The organism is Celeribacter marinus, from assembly GCF_001308265.1.
GTDB classification, from domain to species: Bacteria; Pseudomonadota; Alphaproteobacteria; order Rhodobacterales; family Rhodobacteraceae; genus Celeribacter; species Celeribacter marinus.
The window spans coordinates 1,172,312-1,188,347 of record NZ_CP012023.1 but is presented as its reverse complement, the minus strand read 5'-3'; the positions used below and the strand labels follow the sequence as shown (position 1 = coordinate 1,188,347).

General features: G+C 55.6%; 18 protein-coding genes. 10 read left to right on the top strand and 8 right to left on the bottom strand.

Annotated features, from left to right (window positions below; translation table 11 throughout):
• Entirely contained in the window at positions 1–1,518 is a 1,518-nt protein-coding gene (gene ffh, locus IMCC12053_RS05765; RefSeq protein ID WP_062216596.1) for a signal recognition particle protein, read from the bottom strand.
• A 313-nt stretch (positions 1,519–1,831) separates the two neighbouring features.
• Between ffh and IMCC12053_RS05760 the strand changes: the two genes are divergently transcribed.
• The 3 genes from IMCC12053_RS05760 to IMCC12053_RS05750 all read left to right on the top strand — a co-directional run bounded on the left by IMCC12053_RS05760 (position 1,832) and on the right by IMCC12053_RS05750 (position 4,439).
• Positions 1,832–2,542 carry a hypothetical protein gene (locus tag IMCC12053_RS05760; RefSeq protein WP_062216595.1) on the top strand — a complete coding sequence of 237 codons (711 nt, stop codon included), beginning with the start codon at positions 1,832–1,834 and terminating at the stop codon, positions 2,540–2,542.
• Between the two features lie 117 nt (positions 2,543–2,659).
• The gene (locus IMCC12053_RS05755) at positions 2,660–3,550 is read left to right on the top strand and encodes a LysR family transcriptional regulator (protein ID WP_062216594.1); all 891 of its coding nucleotides are present in this window, start codon (positions 2,660–2,662) and stop codon (positions 3,548–3,550) included.
• Positions 3,540–4,439, top strand: a complete 900-nt coding sequence (locus tag IMCC12053_RS05750) for a DMT family transporter (protein WP_256209794.1) — start codon at positions 3,540–3,542, stop codon at positions 4,437–4,439. Before IMCC12053_RS05755 ends, IMCC12053_RS05750 begins: the two co-directional genes overlap by 11 nt.
• 2 nt (positions 4,440–4,441) lie before the next feature.
• On the opposite strand, the gene IMCC12053_RS05745 is transcribed toward IMCC12053_RS05750, so the two are convergent.
• Complete coding sequence (locus IMCC12053_RS05745) at positions 4,442–4,783, bottom strand: ArsR/SmtB family transcription factor (RefSeq protein ID WP_062216592.1); 342 nt, start codon at positions 4,781–4,783, stop codon at positions 4,442–4,444.
• 211 nt (positions 4,784–4,994) lie between these two features.
• Here IMCC12053_RS05745 and IMCC12053_RS05740 point away from each other — a divergent pair, with 211 nt between their 5' ends.
• The 5 genes from IMCC12053_RS05740 to IMCC12053_RS05720 all read left to right on the top strand — a co-directional run bounded on the left by IMCC12053_RS05740 (position 4,995) and on the right by IMCC12053_RS05720 (position 7,613).
• Positions 4,995–5,351, top strand: coding sequence for an AtpZ/AtpI family protein (locus IMCC12053_RS05740; RefSeq protein WP_062216590.1), 357 nt, complete (start codon positions 4,995–4,997; stop codon positions 5,349–5,351).
• A 1-nt stretch (position 5,352) separates the two neighbouring features.
• Entirely contained in the window at positions 5,353–6,108 is a 756-nt protein-coding gene (locus tag IMCC12053_RS05735) for a F0F1 ATP synthase subunit A (protein ID WP_062216588.1), read from the top strand.
• A gap of 58 nt (positions 6,109–6,166) precedes the next feature.
• The gene (locus IMCC12053_RS05730) at positions 6,167–6,403 is read left to right on the top strand and encodes a F0F1 ATP synthase subunit C (RefSeq protein WP_062216586.1); all 237 of its coding nucleotides are present in this window, start codon (positions 6,167–6,169) and stop codon (positions 6,401–6,403) included.
• A gap of 111 nt (positions 6,404–6,514) precedes the next feature.
• Positions 6,515–7,051, top strand: a complete 537-nt coding sequence (locus tag IMCC12053_RS05725; RefSeq protein ID WP_062216584.1) for a F0F1 ATP synthase subunit B' — start codon at positions 6,515–6,517, stop codon at positions 7,049–7,051.
• Between the two features lie 4 nt (positions 7,052–7,055).
• Entirely contained in the window at positions 7,056–7,613 is a 558-nt protein-coding gene (locus IMCC12053_RS05720; protein WP_062216582.1) for a F0F1 ATP synthase subunit B, read from the top strand.
• 103 nt (positions 7,614–7,716) lie between these two features.
• Here IMCC12053_RS05720 and IMCC12053_RS05715 read toward each other — a convergent pair whose 3' ends face one another.
• From IMCC12053_RS05715 to IMCC12053_RS05700, 4 genes are all read right to left on the bottom strand, one after another.
• Positions 7,717–8,487, bottom strand: a complete 771-nt coding sequence (locus IMCC12053_RS05715; protein WP_062216580.1) for a FadR/GntR family transcriptional regulator — start codon at positions 8,485–8,487, stop codon at positions 7,717–7,719.
• Between the two features lie 107 nt (positions 8,488–8,594).
• Positions 8,595–9,242: a YiaD family glycine zipper/OmpA-like lipoprotein gene (locus tag IMCC12053_RS05710; RefSeq protein WP_062216578.1), complete on the bottom strand. Its 648-nt coding sequence runs from the start codon at positions 9,240–9,242 to the stop codon at positions 8,595–8,597.
• A gap of 81 nt (positions 9,243–9,323) precedes the next feature.
• Positions 9,324–10,157: a methylated-DNA--[protein]-cysteine S-methyltransferase gene (locus IMCC12053_RS05705; RefSeq protein ID WP_062220951.1), complete on the bottom strand. Its 834-nt coding sequence runs from the start codon at positions 10,155–10,157 to the stop codon at positions 9,324–9,326.
• 154 nt (positions 10,158–10,311) lie between these two features.
• Positions 10,312–10,986, bottom strand: a complete 675-nt coding sequence (locus IMCC12053_RS05700; RefSeq protein WP_062216576.1) for a Hint domain-containing protein — start codon at positions 10,984–10,986, stop codon at positions 10,312–10,314.
• Between the two features lie 133 nt (positions 10,987–11,119).
• On the opposite strand from IMCC12053_RS05700, the gene nth reads away from it, so the two are divergent.
• A complete protein-coding gene (nth, locus tag IMCC12053_RS05695) occupies positions 11,120–11,767 on the top strand; it encodes an endonuclease III (RefSeq protein ID WP_062216573.1) in 648 nt (215 codons plus the stop codon).
• Positions 11,760–12,746, top strand: a complete 987-nt coding sequence (locus tag IMCC12053_RS05690; protein WP_062216571.1) for an adenosine kinase — start codon at positions 11,760–11,762, stop codon at positions 12,744–12,746. Before nth ends, IMCC12053_RS05690 begins: the two co-directional genes overlap by 8 nt.
• Positions 12,747–12,831: 85 nt before the next feature.
• Here IMCC12053_RS05690 and polA read toward each other — a convergent pair whose 3' ends face one another.
• On the bottom strand, positions 12,832–15,630 hold the full coding sequence (polA, locus tag IMCC12053_RS05685) for a DNA polymerase I (RefSeq protein WP_062216569.1): 2,799 nt from the start codon (positions 15,628–15,630) through the stop codon (positions 12,832–12,834).
• 115 nt (positions 15,631–15,745) lie between these two features.
• Positions 15,746–15,931, bottom strand: a complete 186-nt coding sequence (locus IMCC12053_RS05680; RefSeq protein WP_062220948.1) for a zinc-finger domain-containing protein — start codon at positions 15,929–15,931, stop codon at positions 15,746–15,748.
• Positions 15,932–16,036: the final 105 nt, after the last annotated feature.

The following is a 16,036-nucleotide window of genomic DNA, read 5'->3' as shown; positions in this document are numbered from 1 at the left end:
TTATTTCTTTTTCCCAAAGCCGGATAGACCAGGTGGCAGGGCGCTACCGCCAAGGCCAGGCAGGTTGCCCATAGCGGGCATATTGCCTGGGAGGCCGGATTGAATGGCACGGGTGGCCTCTGCCATTTTCGCGGGGTCCATATCTTCGAGGCTTTGCGGCCCGCCTTTGCCAAACATGCCTTTGACGGCTTGTTTGAGCATTCCGCCTTTGCCCATTTTGCCCATCTTCTTCATCATGTCGGCCATCTGGCGCTGCATTTTGAGAAGCTGGTTGAGTTCGGGCACTTCGAGGCCTGCGCCCTTGGCGATGCGCTTTTTACGGCTGGCCTGCAACAGCTGTGGGTTGGCGCGTTCGAGTTTGGTCATGGATTGGATCAGAGCGATCTGGCGCTTGAAAACGCTTTCGTCAAACCCACTTTCCTTGATCTGTGATGCGGCTTTTTTCATGCCGGGCATCATACCCATGATGCTTTCCATGCCGCCCATTTTTTGCATTTGCTCAAGCTGCATCTTAAGGTCGTTCATATTGAACCGACCCTTTTGAAAGCGCTTCATCATGCGTTCGGCGTGTTCGGCCTCAATGGTCTCTTGGGCTTTCTCGACGAGGGACACGATGTCGCCCATGCCAAGGATACGGCCCGCGATCCGCTCGGGATGGAATTCCTCAAGCGCGTCCATCTTTTCGCCAAGGCCGACAAACTTAATCGGCTTGCCCGTAACGGCACGCATGGACAAAGCAGCACCACCGCGACCATCGCCGTCCATGCGGGTTAGGATCACGCCCGTGATCCCGATGCGCCCGTCGAAATTCTCAGCCGTATGTACGGCATCCTGACCCGTCAGACCGTCGACAACCAAAATGGTTTCGCGCGGGGTGGCGATGTCGCGCACCGCTTCGACCTCGGCCATGAGGGTGTCGTCGATCGACAAGCGACCCGCGGTGTCGAGCATGTAGACGTCATAGCCGCCCATGGTCGCCATCTGCTTGGCGCGTTTGGTGATCTGTGCGGGGCTTTCACCCGCCACGATCGGTAGAGTATCAACGCCGATTTGCTCGCCCAACACGCGCAATTGTTCCATCGCTGCAGGACGGTAGACGTCGAGCGAGGCCATCAAAACGCGCTTGCCTTGCTTCTCTTTGAGACGCTTTGCCAATTTGGCGGTCGTGGTAGTTTTACCGCCACCTTGCAGACCGACCATAAGAATCGGTGCAGGGGGATTGTCGACTTTCAGCGCGCCAATGTCGGCCTCGTCACCGGCGAGGAAATGCACCAACTCGTCGTGGACGATTTTGACGACCTGTTGACCGGGTGTCACAGACTTGGTGACGGATTGACCGGTGGCCTTGGCTTCAACTGCTTTGACGAAATCACGTGCAACGGGCAGCGACACGTCAGCCTCAAGAAGAGCTACGCGTACTTCGCGCAGAGCCGTTTTCACATCATCTTCGGACAGCGCCCCTTGTTTGGTGAGCTTGTCGAAGACGCCTGAGAGGCGATCTGACAGATTTTCAAACATTATGGCGGTCTCCCTACCTGTTGACGATGTGCCTCATCTGGGGACGAAGCGGTGAAATTCAAACGCCAAATGGATTTTGGCCCCCGTGGGCGAAACTCGCTGACGGGGGGCGATCCTGGCGCGTGGGCCTGAGGACCGGAAGAATTTGCGCTTCCGGAAGATGTTGGGCTGCGTTTACGCGCGGGGGGCGGGTGAGTCAAGTGGCGCTAACGTTCGTTACACATACCTGTTGGCGGTGACAGGCTATTTTGACCCAAACATGCGCCTGCCGCGTACTACTCACTTAATAAAGTGTGAACAGGAAAAATGATCAATGAACCGTGTCTTGATACTTGGGAGTGGCCCCGATGCACCGCAGGCGGCAAATTGGGACTTATCGTGCTTTGATGCCGTGGTCGCTATTAATAATGCGTGGCGCGCTTTACCGAACTGGACGCACCACATTCATCCGGATGATTTTCCACCCGAGCGGCGGCCGCAAGACGTGCAGCCAGATCAACACGTGATTACCAGTGCGGATTATGTTCCGGCACAAAATGCCTATGGCGGGTTCGTCTATGCGGGCGGGACGATGGCGTTCACGGCGGCTTATTGGGCGCTGCACGCGCTACGCCCATCTCAGATGTGCTTTTACGGATGCGATATGGTGTACCCCAAAGCGGAGCAAACGCATTTTTACGGGACAGGAACGGCCGATCCGTTGCGTGATGACCCAACGCTCAAATCGTTGCCCGCTAAGGCGCGCCGTCTACAGTATTTTGCGGCGCACCAAGCCTGCGAGATGCTTAATTTAAGCGGATCAGAAAGTGTATTACCCTATCCCCGTGCTGACGTGAGGGCCATATCGGCTCCCGTTGATCCTGTTATGTTTGCTATCGAGCGCGTGAAAGTGGCGCGGAAGATGGAAGAGGATGCGGGTTATTATGTTCCCTCTGGCATGTATTGGACAGAACTGGCGCGTTTTTCTCAAGATGTGTTGGACGATATTGATGCGGCATGGCTGCGGGCGTTTGATCCAGCGTAGCAATCGCGACTGAGTTTGATTGAGGTATTTAGACCGCATGCGTGTTTCTCCTTGCATTTTTGCAGAGCGAGGGCGATTTTGCACCTCAATGCAGCAACTTCGCACAGGTGACGCGCCATGATGTCTGAAAATTGGGATGAAATTCGTACGGCGTTTCAGGTGGCCAAGCTTGGTACTGTTTCAGGCGCGGCACAGGTCTTGGGCGTGCATCATGCTACCGTGATCCGACATATTGATGCGCTCGAAGGGCAGTTGGGTGTCAAGCTGTTTCAACGCCACGCCCGCGGCTACACCCCAACCGAAGCAGGCTCCGATCTGTTGAGCGTAGCGCAAACCACAGACGACCAGTTTTCCCAGCTGGTGAGCCGCATAAAGGGGCGTGGGGAAGATGTGTCAGGCGAATTGGTTGTCACGTCGCTGCCGGGAATGGCGTCGGTCGTGGCGCCTGTTTTGGCGGAATTCCAACGCACGTATCCCGATGTTATTGTACGGTATCTCACCGGAGAGCGGGTGTTCCGCCTTGAATACGGCGAGGCGCATGTTGCTATTCGTGCGGGCAAACCACCACAAGAGCCTGATAATGTCGCGCAGCCCTTTTACAGTCAGTCGCACGCGCTTTACGCGCACAAAAGCTACCTTGAGCGCTTTGGGCATCCCGAGCCAGATGAAATGCTCAATGAGTTGCGATTTGTCGGCCACGACGATCCTACAAATCGGGCGCCATTTATGACGTGGCTGCATGAGCGTGTCGGTCCTGATAGCATTACTTTTCGTGCCTCAGAGGTTGAGGCAATGACGCACGCGGTATTGTCTGGTATTGGAGCGGGCTTTTTGCCTACGCATCTTGCCGCAGGGCATGCCGATGTGATCGAGCTGATGGGCGCTCGTCCGGAATGGGAAAGCGCAAATTGGCTTGTGACCCATGTCGATTTGCACCGCACGCCAAAGGTTCAGGCCTTTTTAACCATGCTCAAAGATCACGCAAAGGATTGGACCTGTGCCGCATAGAGCCTCACACGATGATCGTCGCCGCGGACATCTTGCCATGCTGGCGTTTTCGGCCTTGGTTGCGGGGTCTTTTTCCCTCGGCTCAATGGCGGCAAATGAAATATCGCCCTTTGCCCTGAACAGTGTCCGTTTTATCATCGCCTCTATGGTGGTCGGGATGTTGGCGGTATTCACAGGGGGAATTCCGCGTGAGGCAATGCGTGCGCCGTGGCGCTATGGTATTTTGGGCGGTCTGTTCGCACTTTACTTTGTTATGATGTTCGAGGGACTTAAAACCGCAACGCCGGTGTCGACGGCTGCGGTGTTTACGCTGACACCTGTTCTAGCTGCGGGATTTGGCTATCTCATCGCGCGCCAGATCACTACAAAACGGATTGCGCTCGCGCTTGCGGTGGGGGCCACAGGGGCGCTTTGGGTGATTTTTCGCGCGGATCTGTCGGCCTTGCTGGCATTTGAGGTCGGACGGGGTGAGGCGGTCTATTTCATCGGTGTGATTGCACATGCGATCTATACGCCGCTGGTGCCTAAGTTTTCACGCGGGGAACGCACGTTTGTCTTTACCTTTTTCATCCTGATCGCCGCGACCATCGTGCTTTTGGCATTCGGATGGCGCGATATCGTAGCGACCGACTGGGGCGCGTTGCCGCCGATTGTGTGGATTACGCTTGGCTATGTCTCGATCATTGCCACGACGACAACGGCATCTCTTTTGGCTTTTGCCTCTGTGCGCCTCGCCTCGGCAAAGGTCATGGCCTACACTTATCTCACGCCGTCTTGGGTGATTGTGTGGGAGATCGCGTTGGGCCACGGGGTGCCATCTGTCTACGTATTTGGCGGGATCGGGCTCACCATATTGGCGCTCTATTTGTTGCTCAAGCACGAGGCGTAGGTTTAATCCGCGTGTGGCGGCTCGTCGCGCAGCTCATGCTCTAAAAACCGCTCTAACCCGTCGAGATCCAATTCCTCGAACTGGCCAAATCCCTGCATCCATATGCTTGCGGCTTTCATCGCGTCAGGGTCAAGCTTGCACCATTTGACCCGCCCGCGCTTCTCTTGGGTGATGAGGCCGGAACGCGTCAAAATGGTAAGGTGTTTGGATACGGCGGCCAGCGACATCTGAAAAGGCTCTGCAACATCGGTCACGGCCATATCGTCCTCAAGCAACATAACGAGGATCGTCCTGCGGGTTGGATCGGCCAGAGCAGCAAAGATGTGATCAAGGTCAGGTGTCATATCCTAAAGCGATAGGGAGAGCGCGGCTATTGGTCAACCATTTGGTTGAATAACGCATTTGGGTGGTTTTGGGGCGGCGTGACCAAATGAGCGCGCTGTAAATAAAGCAAAATCATTTAGTTTCAGTGTGTTATGTCGGCGCGTGCCTTATTGACTCTGATCCTCGTGCCGCCTAGTTTCCGCGATAACGACTTTAGGGGGCTAATTGTCTATGACCGACCCGCATGAGCCTGAGCGCCTACGCGCACTGGAAGAGCGGATCGCACAGGCGAAAGGGGCGCAAGCGCCACGTACTTCCAAAGGTGAAGAGCACTTTTCTCAGGCCAACATGGCATGGCGAATGGTGATTGAATTGATTGCCGGTCTATTGATCGGTTTCGGCATTGGGTACGCCCTTGATGGGGTGTTCGGGACACTCCCGATTTTCCTCGTGCTGTTTGTAGGATTGGGTCTCGTCGCTGGTGTCAAAACGATGATGCGCACAGCGGCAGAGATACAAAAGCAACAGTTGGCTGATGTCGACGTAGAGAACAACGCGGGCACCCCCGCAGGCGATGAGAGGGATTAAAATGGCTGAAGAAGCACACGGCTCCGAAAGCAGCTTGGTTTTTCACCCGATGGACCAGTTTAAGATCTCTCCGTTGTTCGGGGATGGTCCCATTCATTGGTATACGCCGACCAACGTAACGCTTTGGATGGCTTTGACCGTCTTGTGCGTTGTTGGCCTGATGGTTTTGGGGTCGCGCGGTCGCGCCGTCGTGCCGTCGCGCATCCAGTCCGTTGCTGAATTGATGTACGGATTTGTTCACAAGATGGTTGAAGATGTGGCAGGCAAAGACGCCATTCGCTACTTCCCTTACATTATGACACTGTTCTCGTTCATCGTGTTCGCAAACACACTGGGCCTTATTCCAACAGCCTTCACCACGACCACACACATTGCGGTTACAGCCGTGCTTGCGATGCTCGTGTTCACGTTCGTGACTGTGCTCGGCTTTGTGTTGCATGGCACCAAATTCCTCGGATTGTTCTGGATCAAGTCGGCGCCACTTGCGATGCGTCCGGTCCTCGCCGTGATCGAATTGATCTCGTACTTTGTGCGCCCTGTGAGCCATTCTATCCGTCTTGCGGGTAACATGATGGCGGGTCACGCGGTTATGAAAGTATTCGCAGGCTTTGCTGCGATTACCCTGATTTCACCTGTTTCCGTTGTGGCGATCACCGCCATGTACGGCCTCGAATTACTCGTATCGTTTATCCAAGCATACGTGTTCACCATTCTTACCTGCGTGTACCTAAAAGACGCGCTGCACCCATCCCACTAACGGGCGGGTCAGGTTCGAACGACTACTAAAGCCAATTCCAACGTAAGGAGATACCCCCATGGAAGGCAATATCGCAGAACTCGGCAAATACATCGGCGTCGGTCTCACGGCATTCGGCATGGGTGGCGCAGCCATCGGTGTTGGTACCGTTGCAGGCAACTACCTCGCAGGCGCATTGCGCAACCCATCCGCAGCTGCTTCGCAGACTGCTACGCTCTTCATCGGCATGGCCTTCGCAGAAGCGCTCGGGATCTTCTCGTTCCTCGTCGCTCTCTTGCTGATGTTCGCTGTCTGATCTGACGCTTCATCCTTACGGCAGGGTGGGCTGTTCATTCGGCTCACCCTCGCGTAATTTTTGAAGTTCCTTTGGTCACACAAAGGAATTGGACAGAGTCAGGAGACTATGATGGCAACTGAGACACACGGGGCTGAGGCCGCTCACGGCGCTGCTGAAGCAGGCATGCCGCAACTCGACCTATCGACGTTCCCGAACCAGATTTTCTGGCTTTTGGTCACGCTTGTCGTGATCTATTTCGTGCTATCCAAGATCGCTTTGCCACGCATTTCGAGCGTGCTTGCAGAACGTTCTGGCACGATCATGAATGACATTGCCGCAGCCGAAGAGTTCAAACTCAAGGCAGTTGATGCGGAAGATGCCTACAATCAGGCACTCGCTGAGGCGAAAGCCGAAGCGCAGCGGATTGTTCAGGACGCACGTGATGCGATCCAGGGTGATCTTGATGTCGCAATTGCAAAAGCGGACGCCGAAATTGCTGCCAAAGTAGCAGAGTCGGAAAAAGCCATCGCGGACATCCGCGAGGGTGCAATGGACGCCGTAAAAGACGTCGCCAAAGATACTGCCAAAGAAATTGTGGCTGCATTCGGCGCCAAAGCCGACGCAAAAACGATCACTGCGGCTGTCACAGCACGGTTGAAAGGATAAGATTATGAAAAAGCTTGTAGCTCTTATCGTCACGACCGCAGCCACGCCCGCATTTGCGGCATCTGGCCCCTTCTTCTCGTTGCGCAACACCGACTTTGTTGTGCTGCTCGGTTTCATCCTGTTCATCGGTGTTCTGGTGAAGTTTGGCGTGCCAAGCATGTTGACTGGAATGCTCGACAAGCGTGCAACGGACATTCGTTCCGAGCTCGACGAAGCCCGCGCATTGCGCGAAGAGGCCCAGTCAGTTCTTGCCTCGTACGAGCGCAAACAGCGCGAAGTACAAGAGCAGGCGGACGCTATTGTTAAGCAGGCGAAGCTCGACGCTGATGCGGCTGCCGAAAAAGCCAAAGACGACCTCAAAACGTCCATCGCGCGCCGCTTGGCCTCTGCTCAGGAGCAAATTGCTTCCGCTGAAGCTTCCGCCGTACGCGAAGTACGCAACACCGCTGTTGCCGTTGCAATCGGTGCTGCGCAGGATGTGATCGCCAAAAGCATGACTGCTGCTGAGGCCAACACGCTTATTGATGATGCCATTTCCGAAGTAAGCACAAAGCTCCACTGATCGGACGCCCAACAGCGATTTGCATCAGATCATGAATTGAGACAGCCCCGCCAGAGAATGGTGGGGCTTTTTCGTTTGCGTGGCACGTTTTGGATCGAATGGCTTAGTGCCGCTCTTGCTCGTGATCAAATCGCAACTTAGCTATCTCTTCGTTACGTTCAAAGCGTTGCTGGTCGTTGAGCGCTTCTTCGACGTAGTCGAGGTGATGCGTGACGGCGGCGCGGGCGGCATTCGGGTCACGGGCTTGTAGGGACACGTTGATCTCGCGGTGCTGGTCCAAAAGCTGTGCGCGGTTTGTGCGTTGCTTGAACATCACGGAACGATTGTAAAACACCCCTTCACGCAAGAGATCAAACATCGAGCGCATCATGTGCAGCATTACAACGTTATGACTAGCCTCAATAATCGATAGGTGAAATTCGGCGTCCAGACGTGCTTCGTCGGCTGGGTTCCGTTTCGGGTGCGCCGCTTCCATTTTATCGAATATTGTCTGAATTACGCGCAGATCGGTGTCAGACGCGTATTTAGCTGCGCGCTCAGCGGCCAAGCCCTCCATATCGCGGCGAAACGCAATATAGTCGAACACGGCCTCATCATGCGCTCCAAACAATTGGACCAAGGCAGGTGAAAAGGCGGACCCCAGAACATCAGCGACGTAGATGCCCGCGCCCGCGCGTGTCTCCAGTAGCCCCTTGTCCGATAGGGTTGCCACTGCTTCGCGAACGGATGGGCGAGAGACCCCCATGCGTTCCGAGAGATCACGCTCGGAGGGGAGGCGTTCACCCGGACGCAGGATGCCGCGCAAGATCAAAAGTTCGACCTGCTGAACAACGGACGCGCTGAGTTTTGCGGCATCAATTTTCTGGAATGGCATGGCACCCTCGTGTTTGAATTGGTCAATTTATATGACCGGAGCGTTGCAAGTGCCATAAAAAAGGGCCGGCAATGCGCCGACCCCTTCAGATTTCAAATCTATGTCTTTTAGCTCATCGGCGTGATGATGATCTCGACGCGGCGGTTTTGTGCGCGTCCTTCGGGGTTCAGGTTTGTACTGACGGGCGCATCTTCGCCACGGCCATAGGCCTGAATGCGCCCTGATGCTACACCATTTGCGGTCAAAATTGTGGCCACTGATGTCGCCCGGCGCGTTGATAGCTCTTGGTTGTAGGTAGCCGACCCTGTGTTATCCGTATGTCCGACCACTTGGACGGTCGTGTTGGGATAGTCGCGCAGGTTATAGGCTAGGGTGCGTAGATCCGCCTGTAGGCTTGGTACAACCACGGCGCTGTCAACCGCGAACAAGATGTCTTGGGGGAGTGTGACGATCAGTTCCGAGCCGGTGTTGACGATTTGCACCTGGTCATTGCCAAGATCATTGCGCAGATCATCCGCTTGACGGTCCAGCTGTTGGCCGATCGCCCCGCCGATGGCGCCACCGATCGCTGCGCCAACGGCAGTTTTGACAAGCTTGTCATCACCGGACGACAGGCCCGCCAAGCCGCCGATAAGCGCGCCCGCGATAGCGCCCTGTTTGGCGTTGGCGTTCGGGTTGTCGGACATCATCGGAGTACAGCCACTTAAAACGAGTGTGGCAGCGAGCGGTGCGGCGATTAGATTACGAAACTTCATGGGACGGCCTCTTTAAAGTACTGCTGATTTACCACGCTTCTATCGATGAGGGGCGCGCCCTGCACCTGCGAATGCCGATGATCACGCGATTGTGGCGGGTTCCTGCTTATGCGCGTCATCGCGTGCGTCCGCTTGCGTGGCCTCGTATGCCAACAAGGCGCGCTTGACAGGCAGTCCCCAGTGATAGCCTCCAAGCTCACCTGATTTGCGCAATACGCGGTGACAGGGGATCAACCAAGACACCGGATTGCGTCCGACAGCGGTGCCAACGGCGCGCACCGCCTTTGGGTTGCCGACCGCATGAGCGATGTCAGAATAGGTGGTGACTTTGCCTGATGGAATGGATAGCAAGGCTTCCCATACTTTGATCTGGAACGGTGCGCCGATGAGATGCAGGTTGGCCGATCCTCCGCCCAAAGCGGCGTCGACATAGGGAGCCACGGTGTCATGCGCCTCTATGAACATCGCCGAGGGCCAGCGGTTGGTCAGATCTGCCATCGCCTCATCGCGCGAGGTTTCCGATGAGAACGCCAATCCGCACAATCCACGCGGTGTCGCCATAGCGAGTGCCTCCCCAAAAGGCGTGTCGAACCAACCGTATGAGATCGTTAGATCCGCACCGGAGCGCGCGAATTCACCGGGCGTCATCGCCTCCCACCTCAAGAACAAATCATGCAAGCGTCCCGCACTGGACAACCCCGATGCATCAGCGGCCTCGACCAGTGTGCGTTGGGTTTTGATGAGCGATTTTGCCGTGTCCAGAGTCAGGTATTGTTGATATCGCTTTGGCGATACACCTGCCCATTTCGAGAACGTTTTTTGGAAATGGTGCGAGCTCATGCCCAAATCGTGCGCGAGTGCGTCGAGGGAAAGCGGAACATCCGAGGCGTCAATGAGGTCGATAGCGCGCCGTATGACATTGTAATGATAGCGGTCTGATAAATCGGACGGGTGTGCGTCTAAAGTGGTGTTTCGGTGTGCAGTATGTGTCACGGTCAGTCCCTCTAAGCGTACGAGGACCATACTGTGAAAAAATCGAAACACCGACCCGAATCTTGAGCAAAGGCAGTTAGGCGACCATACGGCGCGCCGCAACATCAGTGCGGGGCTGAAGCAGTGCCACCTCGCGCGTGTTCAAGACCATACGAGCCGTCACCATGGTGTCGACAGTGTTGCCAATTGCGTCCCGCATTTCGTGTTCCGCAGTGGCCCCCAAGAGCTCGAGGCATTGCGCGTCTGGAAACAGGCTTTCCAACCAAACACCTTCTGCAAAGATCACTTCGTGTTGATCAAAGAGCATATGACACAGCGTAGGGTTTGAGTTTGGTGTGTCAAACATATCATCAATTTGTGCCGACATCGCGCCGATAGGTGCCAGCACTTCGTCCTCAGCGAAATACAGGGGCATCAACGGGGACGACATCAAAAGGTGGTGGTGAGGCGATAAAACCAGATCGTGTTCCGGACAGCCGTAGCCAAATGCATGTGCGAAAACACGGATCGGGGGCGTCTGGGCGGTCTCGCTGCGCCCGACCCATCGCACGCGTTGATATCCATGGTCGCGCGTGAGTACGAGATCACCCGCGCGCATCCACTCCACGGGTTGTGGCCCCTCGTTTGTCTCAAGGATCACGCCCATTCCAAACCCCGAAAGACCTGCGCGGGGGTTTTGTCCTATCATGTCGTGGTCATCGCGCATTTGCATGTCGGCCATCTGATCGTACACCTTAGCTGTGTCCTGCATTCGTAGCCTACCTTTCTCAATCTTTCTAAACAGCGGGTGAAATCCCTATAGATCTTTTCAGAAAATTTGATGAAAATGGTGTGCTTCAATCCTATGCTTGCTCTACGGCCCGCATCGGGGCATAGGGTGCCCCATGATAAAGCAACTCGATTACAAACCGATTTACGAGATTTTTGCGCGTTTTCGCGAGGCGGAAGCAGAGCCGAAAGGTGAGTTGGATCACGTGAACGCCTATACGCTTGTCGTCGCGGTTGCCCTGTCTGCGCAGGCAACGGACAAGGGTGTGAACAAAGCGACGGCAGAGTTGTTTAAAGTCGCGGATACACCCCAAAAGATGCTGGATCTGGGCGAGGACGCGTTGATCGAGCACATCAAAACCATCGGGCTGTATCGCACCAAGGCCAAGAACGTCATCAAGCTGTCGCAGCGCCTCGTCGACGCGTTTGATGGCGATGTCCCCTCATCACGTGCAGCACTTGAGAGCCTGCCGGGCGTGGGGCGCAAGACCGCGAATGTGGTGCTCAATATGTGGTGGCACGTCCCGACGCAGGCCGTGGACACGCATATCTTTCGCTTTGGTAATCGCTCCGGCGTGGCCGTGGGCAAAGATGTAGTCGCAGTTGAGCGCGCTATCGAAGATCATATTCCCGCCGAATTTCAACAACACGCGCATCACTGGATGATCCTGCACGGTCGCTACGTATGCAAAGCGCGTAAACCTTTGTGTAGCACCTGTTTGATACGGGATCTGTGCGACTTCGAGGAGAAGACCATTGACTAAAGCCTATCAGATTGTCGGCATCGGCAACGCCATCGTGGATGTCATCACCCATGCATCCGACAGCACGCTCGACCTTTTGGGGATCGAAAAAGGCATTATGCAACTGGTTGAGCAGGGCCGTGGTGAGATGCTTTATGGAGCGATGACCAGCCGCGTACAAACGCCTGGCGGGTCGGTTGCCAATACGCTTGCTGGGCTGGGCAATCTCGGTCTGAAAACGGGATTCATCGGGCGTGTCCACGACGATGCTCTGGGCCGGTTTTATGCCGACGAAATGGCCAATGATGGCTGTGCGTTTGTGAATGCGCCTGTGGCGGGTGGTGAGTTGCCCACGTCACGTTCGATGATTTTTGTCTCCCCAGACGGTGAGCGGTCGATGAACACATACCTCGGGATTTCGTCGGAAATTTCCGAAGCGGATGTTCGCGCCGATGTGGCCGCCGATACTGACATCATGTTTCTGGAGGGCTATCTCTACGACAAGGACAAGGGCAAGCATGCCTTTGACCAAGCGGCCAAACTGACCAAATCCGCAGGCGGCAAGGTTGGTATTTCGCTATCTGACCCGTTTTGTGTTGATCGCCACCGCGCCGATTTCCGTGAATTCGTCAAAGCAATGGATTTCGTGATTGGCAATGAGCATGAATGGGAAAGCCTTTACGAGACTGACCTATCTTCGGCGCTTGAAATTGCGGCGTCCGAATGTGGCCTTGTTGTATGTACGCGTGGCGGTGGCGGTGTGATTCTTGTGCGCGGCGACGAAGAGGTCGTTGTGCCTGTGACTCGCGTGCAGCCTGTCGATACCACAGGGGCGGGTGACCAGTTCGCCACGGGGTTCTTGTACGGCTATGCGACAGGTGAGAGCCTTGAAACCTGCGGGCGCATGGGCTGTGTGGCTGCGGCCGAAGTGATCTCCCACATCGGGCCACGTCCCGAGGCCGACCTCAAAGAGTTGTTTGTTCAAAATGGCTTGGTCTGATCCATTAGGCTGCACCTGATCCTATCATGTAGAATGGCGCGTAGGGTTTCCCTCACGCGCCATTTTTTATACCAACCGCTGCCGCCTAGTGCGCCTCGGCCCAATTGTCGCCAACACCTGCGTCGACTTCAATCGGCACGTCAAGTTTGACGGCCGGATCAGACGCATTTTCCATCACATCCTTGACCACTTCGATCACGTGATCACAGGCGTCTTCGTCCACCTCAAAAATTAATTCATCGTGGACCTGCAATAGCATTGTTGCGGGCAGGTCGCGGATTGCGTTTGGCATCCGGATCATGGCACGGCGAATGATATCTGCGGCAGTGCCTTGAATGGGCGCGTTGATCGCGGCGCGTTTGGCAAACCCCGCTTGTGGGCCTTTGGCGGCAATTTCGGGCGTATGGATTTTGCGACCAAACAAGGTGGCCACGTATTTGTGATCTTTGGCAAAGGCCACGGTTTCGTCCATGTATTCCTTTATGCCGGGGAACCGCTCAAAGTAGCGGTCAATAAAGCCTTGGGCCTCTTTGCGGGGGATACGCAAATTGCGGGCCAGACCGAACCCCGATATGCCGTAGATCACACCAAAGTTGATGGCCTTTGCCTGACGGCGCACCATCGGGTCCATGCCCTCAATCGGGACGCCAAACATTTCGGATGCGGTCATGGCGTGAATGTCGAGACCATCGCGGAACGCCTGTTTGAGGCTATCGATGCGGGCGACATGGGCGAGGATGCGCAGCTCGATCTGGGAATAATCGAGCGAGACAAGTTTTTTGCCACGATCCGCTACAAAGGCCTCGCGAATGCGGCGCCCTTCGTCCGAGCGAATGGGAATGTTTTGGAGGTTCGGATCAGACGAGGCAAGGCGACCTGTCACGGCACCCGTTTGAATATAGGAGGTATGCACGCGCCCTGTATCGGGGTGAATGAATGTTTGCAGGGCATCGGTATAGGTCGATTTAAGTTTCGACAGTTGCCGCCAGTCAAGGACGCGCGCAGGTAGATCGTGGCCCTCGGATGCGAGGTCTTCGAGAATGTCGGCCCCTGTAGCATAAGCGCCTGTTTTGCCTTTTTTGCCGCCCTCTAGACCCATTTGATCGAATAGGATTTCACCAAGTTGTTTGGGCGACCCGACGTTGAACGCGCCACCAGCAAGCTCGTGAATTTCGGCCTCTAGGCCGGCCATCTTTTGGGCAAATGCGTTGGACATCCGTGACAGAACATCACGGTCGACTTTGATTCCGGCCATCTCCATGTCCACTAGCACGGGTGACAACGGGCGTTCTAGCGTCTCGTAAACCGTTGTAACCTGCTCAGTATGGAGCTTCGGTTTGAATATTTGCCACAGGCGTAGGGTGACATCGGCGTCCTCGGCGGCGTATTTTACGGCCTTGTCGAGATCCACTTTGTCAAAGGTGATTGCGGATTTTCCCGTCCCCAAAAGGTCTTTGGTTGGAATTGGAGTATGGTCCAGATAGCGCTCCGATAGTGCGTCCATGCCGTGATTGTGCAGCCCTGCGTTTAGCGCGTAGGACAACAGCATTGTATCGTCATAGGGTGCGACACGGATGCCGTTGCGCGCAAATATCTTTGCATCGTATTTCATGTTCTGGCCGATTTTGAGGATGGTCTCATCCTCAAGTACGGGGCGCAGTGCACCCAGAACCATATTGAGTGACAATTGCCCGTCCACAAGGTTCGACCCACCAAACAGGTCATCTTCGCCCATGGTATGTGCCACGGGGATATAGCACGCTGTGCCTGCCTCGACACAAAGCGAAATGCCAACCAGATCGACCTGCATCGCGTCCAATCCGGTCGTTTCGGTATCGACGGCGACATAACCGCGCTCATAGATGGCCGCGATCCAGCGCTCAAGGGCTGCCATGGTCGAAACGCGTTCGTATTTGTCGACATCAAAAGGCGGCATGTCGGGTTCTGCGGCTTTGCTCGGCGTGGCGGTTGGGGCGTCTTCGACAATGGGGGGCGTTACTTTGAAACGCTCTGCCACCCGTTTGACGATCGTGCGAAATTCCATCTCAGAGAGAAAGGCGAGAAGAGCATCAGTGTCAGGCTCTTGCACCTCGAGGCTATCGAGCGAGAAATCGAGCGTCATGTTGCAGTCGAGTTGCACCAAGTCGCGCGAAACGCGGATCAAGTCGGCATTGTTGACCAGCGACTCGCGGCGCTTGGGCTGTTTGATCTCATTAGCGCGCGCTAAAAGCGTGTCTAAATCGCCGTATTCGTTGATCAACAACGCTGCCGTTTTGATCCCGATGCCCGGAGCGCCCGGAACATTGTCCACGCTATCGCCCGCAAGGGCTTGCACATCTACGACCCGCTCGGGGCCAACGCCGAATTTTTCCTCAACGCCTTCGCGGTCAATCCGCTTGTTCTTCATCGGGTCGAGCATTTCGACGCCGCCCCCAATAAGCTGCATCAAATCCTTGTCTGAGGAAATGATCGTGGCGTTGCCGCCCGCGTCACGAGCCTGATGGGCGAGAGTGGCGATAATATCGTCAGCCTCGAAACCTTCGATCTCGATACACGAGACATTGAACGCTCGGGTGGCATCGCGTGTCAGCGGGAATTGTGGTCGCAAGTCCTCTGGCGCTGGAGGGCGATTTGCCTTGTAGGCGGGATAAAGATCGTTGCGAAACGTTTTGCCCGAGTGGTCGAAAATTACCGCCGCGTGGGTGGGTGCATCTGAACCTGTGTTGGCCTCGATGTAGCGGTAGAGCATATTACAAAACCCCGCCACGGCCCCAACGGGCAAGCCGTCAGATTTGCGCGTGAGCGGCGGCAGCGCGTGATAGGCGCGAAAGATAAAGGCCGATCCGTCGATCAGATGCAGGTGATGTCCCTTGCCGAAAGCCATTGCCAAAATCCCTTTGTGCACGCATGTTTTGCGCAGATATTAAAGAGGCGCGGACTGGCCCTAACCACTCCGCGCCATTGATGTCGACATCCCGTCCCAGCGGACAGGATGTGTCTTACTCAACGTCAGACAGCTTGCTGCTTTCGTGAATGAATTTCTTGTCGCAGTAACCGCATTCGACATAGCCGCGCTCTTTTGAGATCGACAGCCAGACGCGCGGATGGCCAAGCGCGCCTTCGCCGCCATCACAGGCCACTTTCCACTGGGAGACAACTTCGGTTTCAGGGGCTTGGATCGTCATGGTTGTGTCGCTCTCTTCTTTCGTCACGACGCAGGCGGTTTGCAAATTCGCGTGGGCCTTGCGCGGGTGGTGGGAGTTGCCCTACGCGAACGAAGGGCCTAAGTC

Coding starts and splice junctions, on each gene's coding strand:
- ffh (WP_062216596.1), bottom strand. CDS start 1,518: ATGTTTGAAAATCTGTCAGATCGCCTCTCAGGCGTCTTCGACAAGCTC.
- IMCC12053_RS05760 (WP_062216595.1), top strand. CDS start 1,832: ATGAACCGTGTCTTGATACTTGGGAGTGGCCCCGATGCACCGCAGGCG.
- IMCC12053_RS05755 (WP_062216594.1), top strand. CDS start 2,660: ATGATGTCTGAAAATTGGGATGAAATTCGTACGGCGTTTCAGGTGGCC.
- IMCC12053_RS05745 (WP_062216592.1), bottom strand. CDS start 4,783: ATGACACCTGACCTTGATCACATCTTTGCTGCTCTGGCCGATCCAACC.
- IMCC12053_RS05740 (WP_062216590.1), top strand. CDS start 4,995: ATGACCGACCCGCATGAGCCTGAGCGCCTACGCGCACTGGAAGAGCGG.
- IMCC12053_RS05735 (WP_062216588.1), top strand. CDS start 5,353: ATGGCTGAAGAAGCACACGGCTCCGAAAGCAGCTTGGTTTTTCACCCG.
- IMCC12053_RS05730 (WP_062216586.1), top strand. CDS start 6,167: ATGGAAGGCAATATCGCAGAACTCGGCAAATACATCGGCGTCGGTCTC.
- IMCC12053_RS05725 (WP_062216584.1), top strand. CDS start 6,515: ATGGCAACTGAGACACACGGGGCTGAGGCCGCTCACGGCGCTGCTGAA.
- IMCC12053_RS05720 (WP_062216582.1), top strand. CDS start 7,056: ATGAAAAAGCTTGTAGCTCTTATCGTCACGACCGCAGCCACGCCCGCA.
- IMCC12053_RS05715 (WP_062216580.1), bottom strand. CDS start 8,487: ATGCCATTCCAGAAAATTGATGCCGCAAAACTCAGCGCGTCCGTTGTT.
- IMCC12053_RS05710 (WP_062216578.1), bottom strand. CDS start 9,242: ATGAAGTTTCGTAATCTAATCGCCGCACCGCTCGCTGCCACACTCGTT.
- IMCC12053_RS05700 (WP_062216576.1), bottom strand. CDS start 10,986: ATGCAGGACACAGCTAAGGTGTACGATCAGATGGCCGACATGCAAATG.
- nth (WP_062216573.1), top strand. CDS start 11,120: ATGATAAAGCAACTCGATTACAAACCGATTTACGAGATTTTTGCGCGT.
- polA (WP_062216569.1), bottom strand. CDS start 15,630: ATGGCTTTCGGCAAGGGACATCACCTGCATCTGATCGACGGATCGGCC.
- IMCC12053_RS05680 (WP_062220948.1), bottom strand. CDS start 15,931: ATGACGATCCAAGCCCCTGAAACCGAAGTTGTCTCCCAGTGGAAAGTG.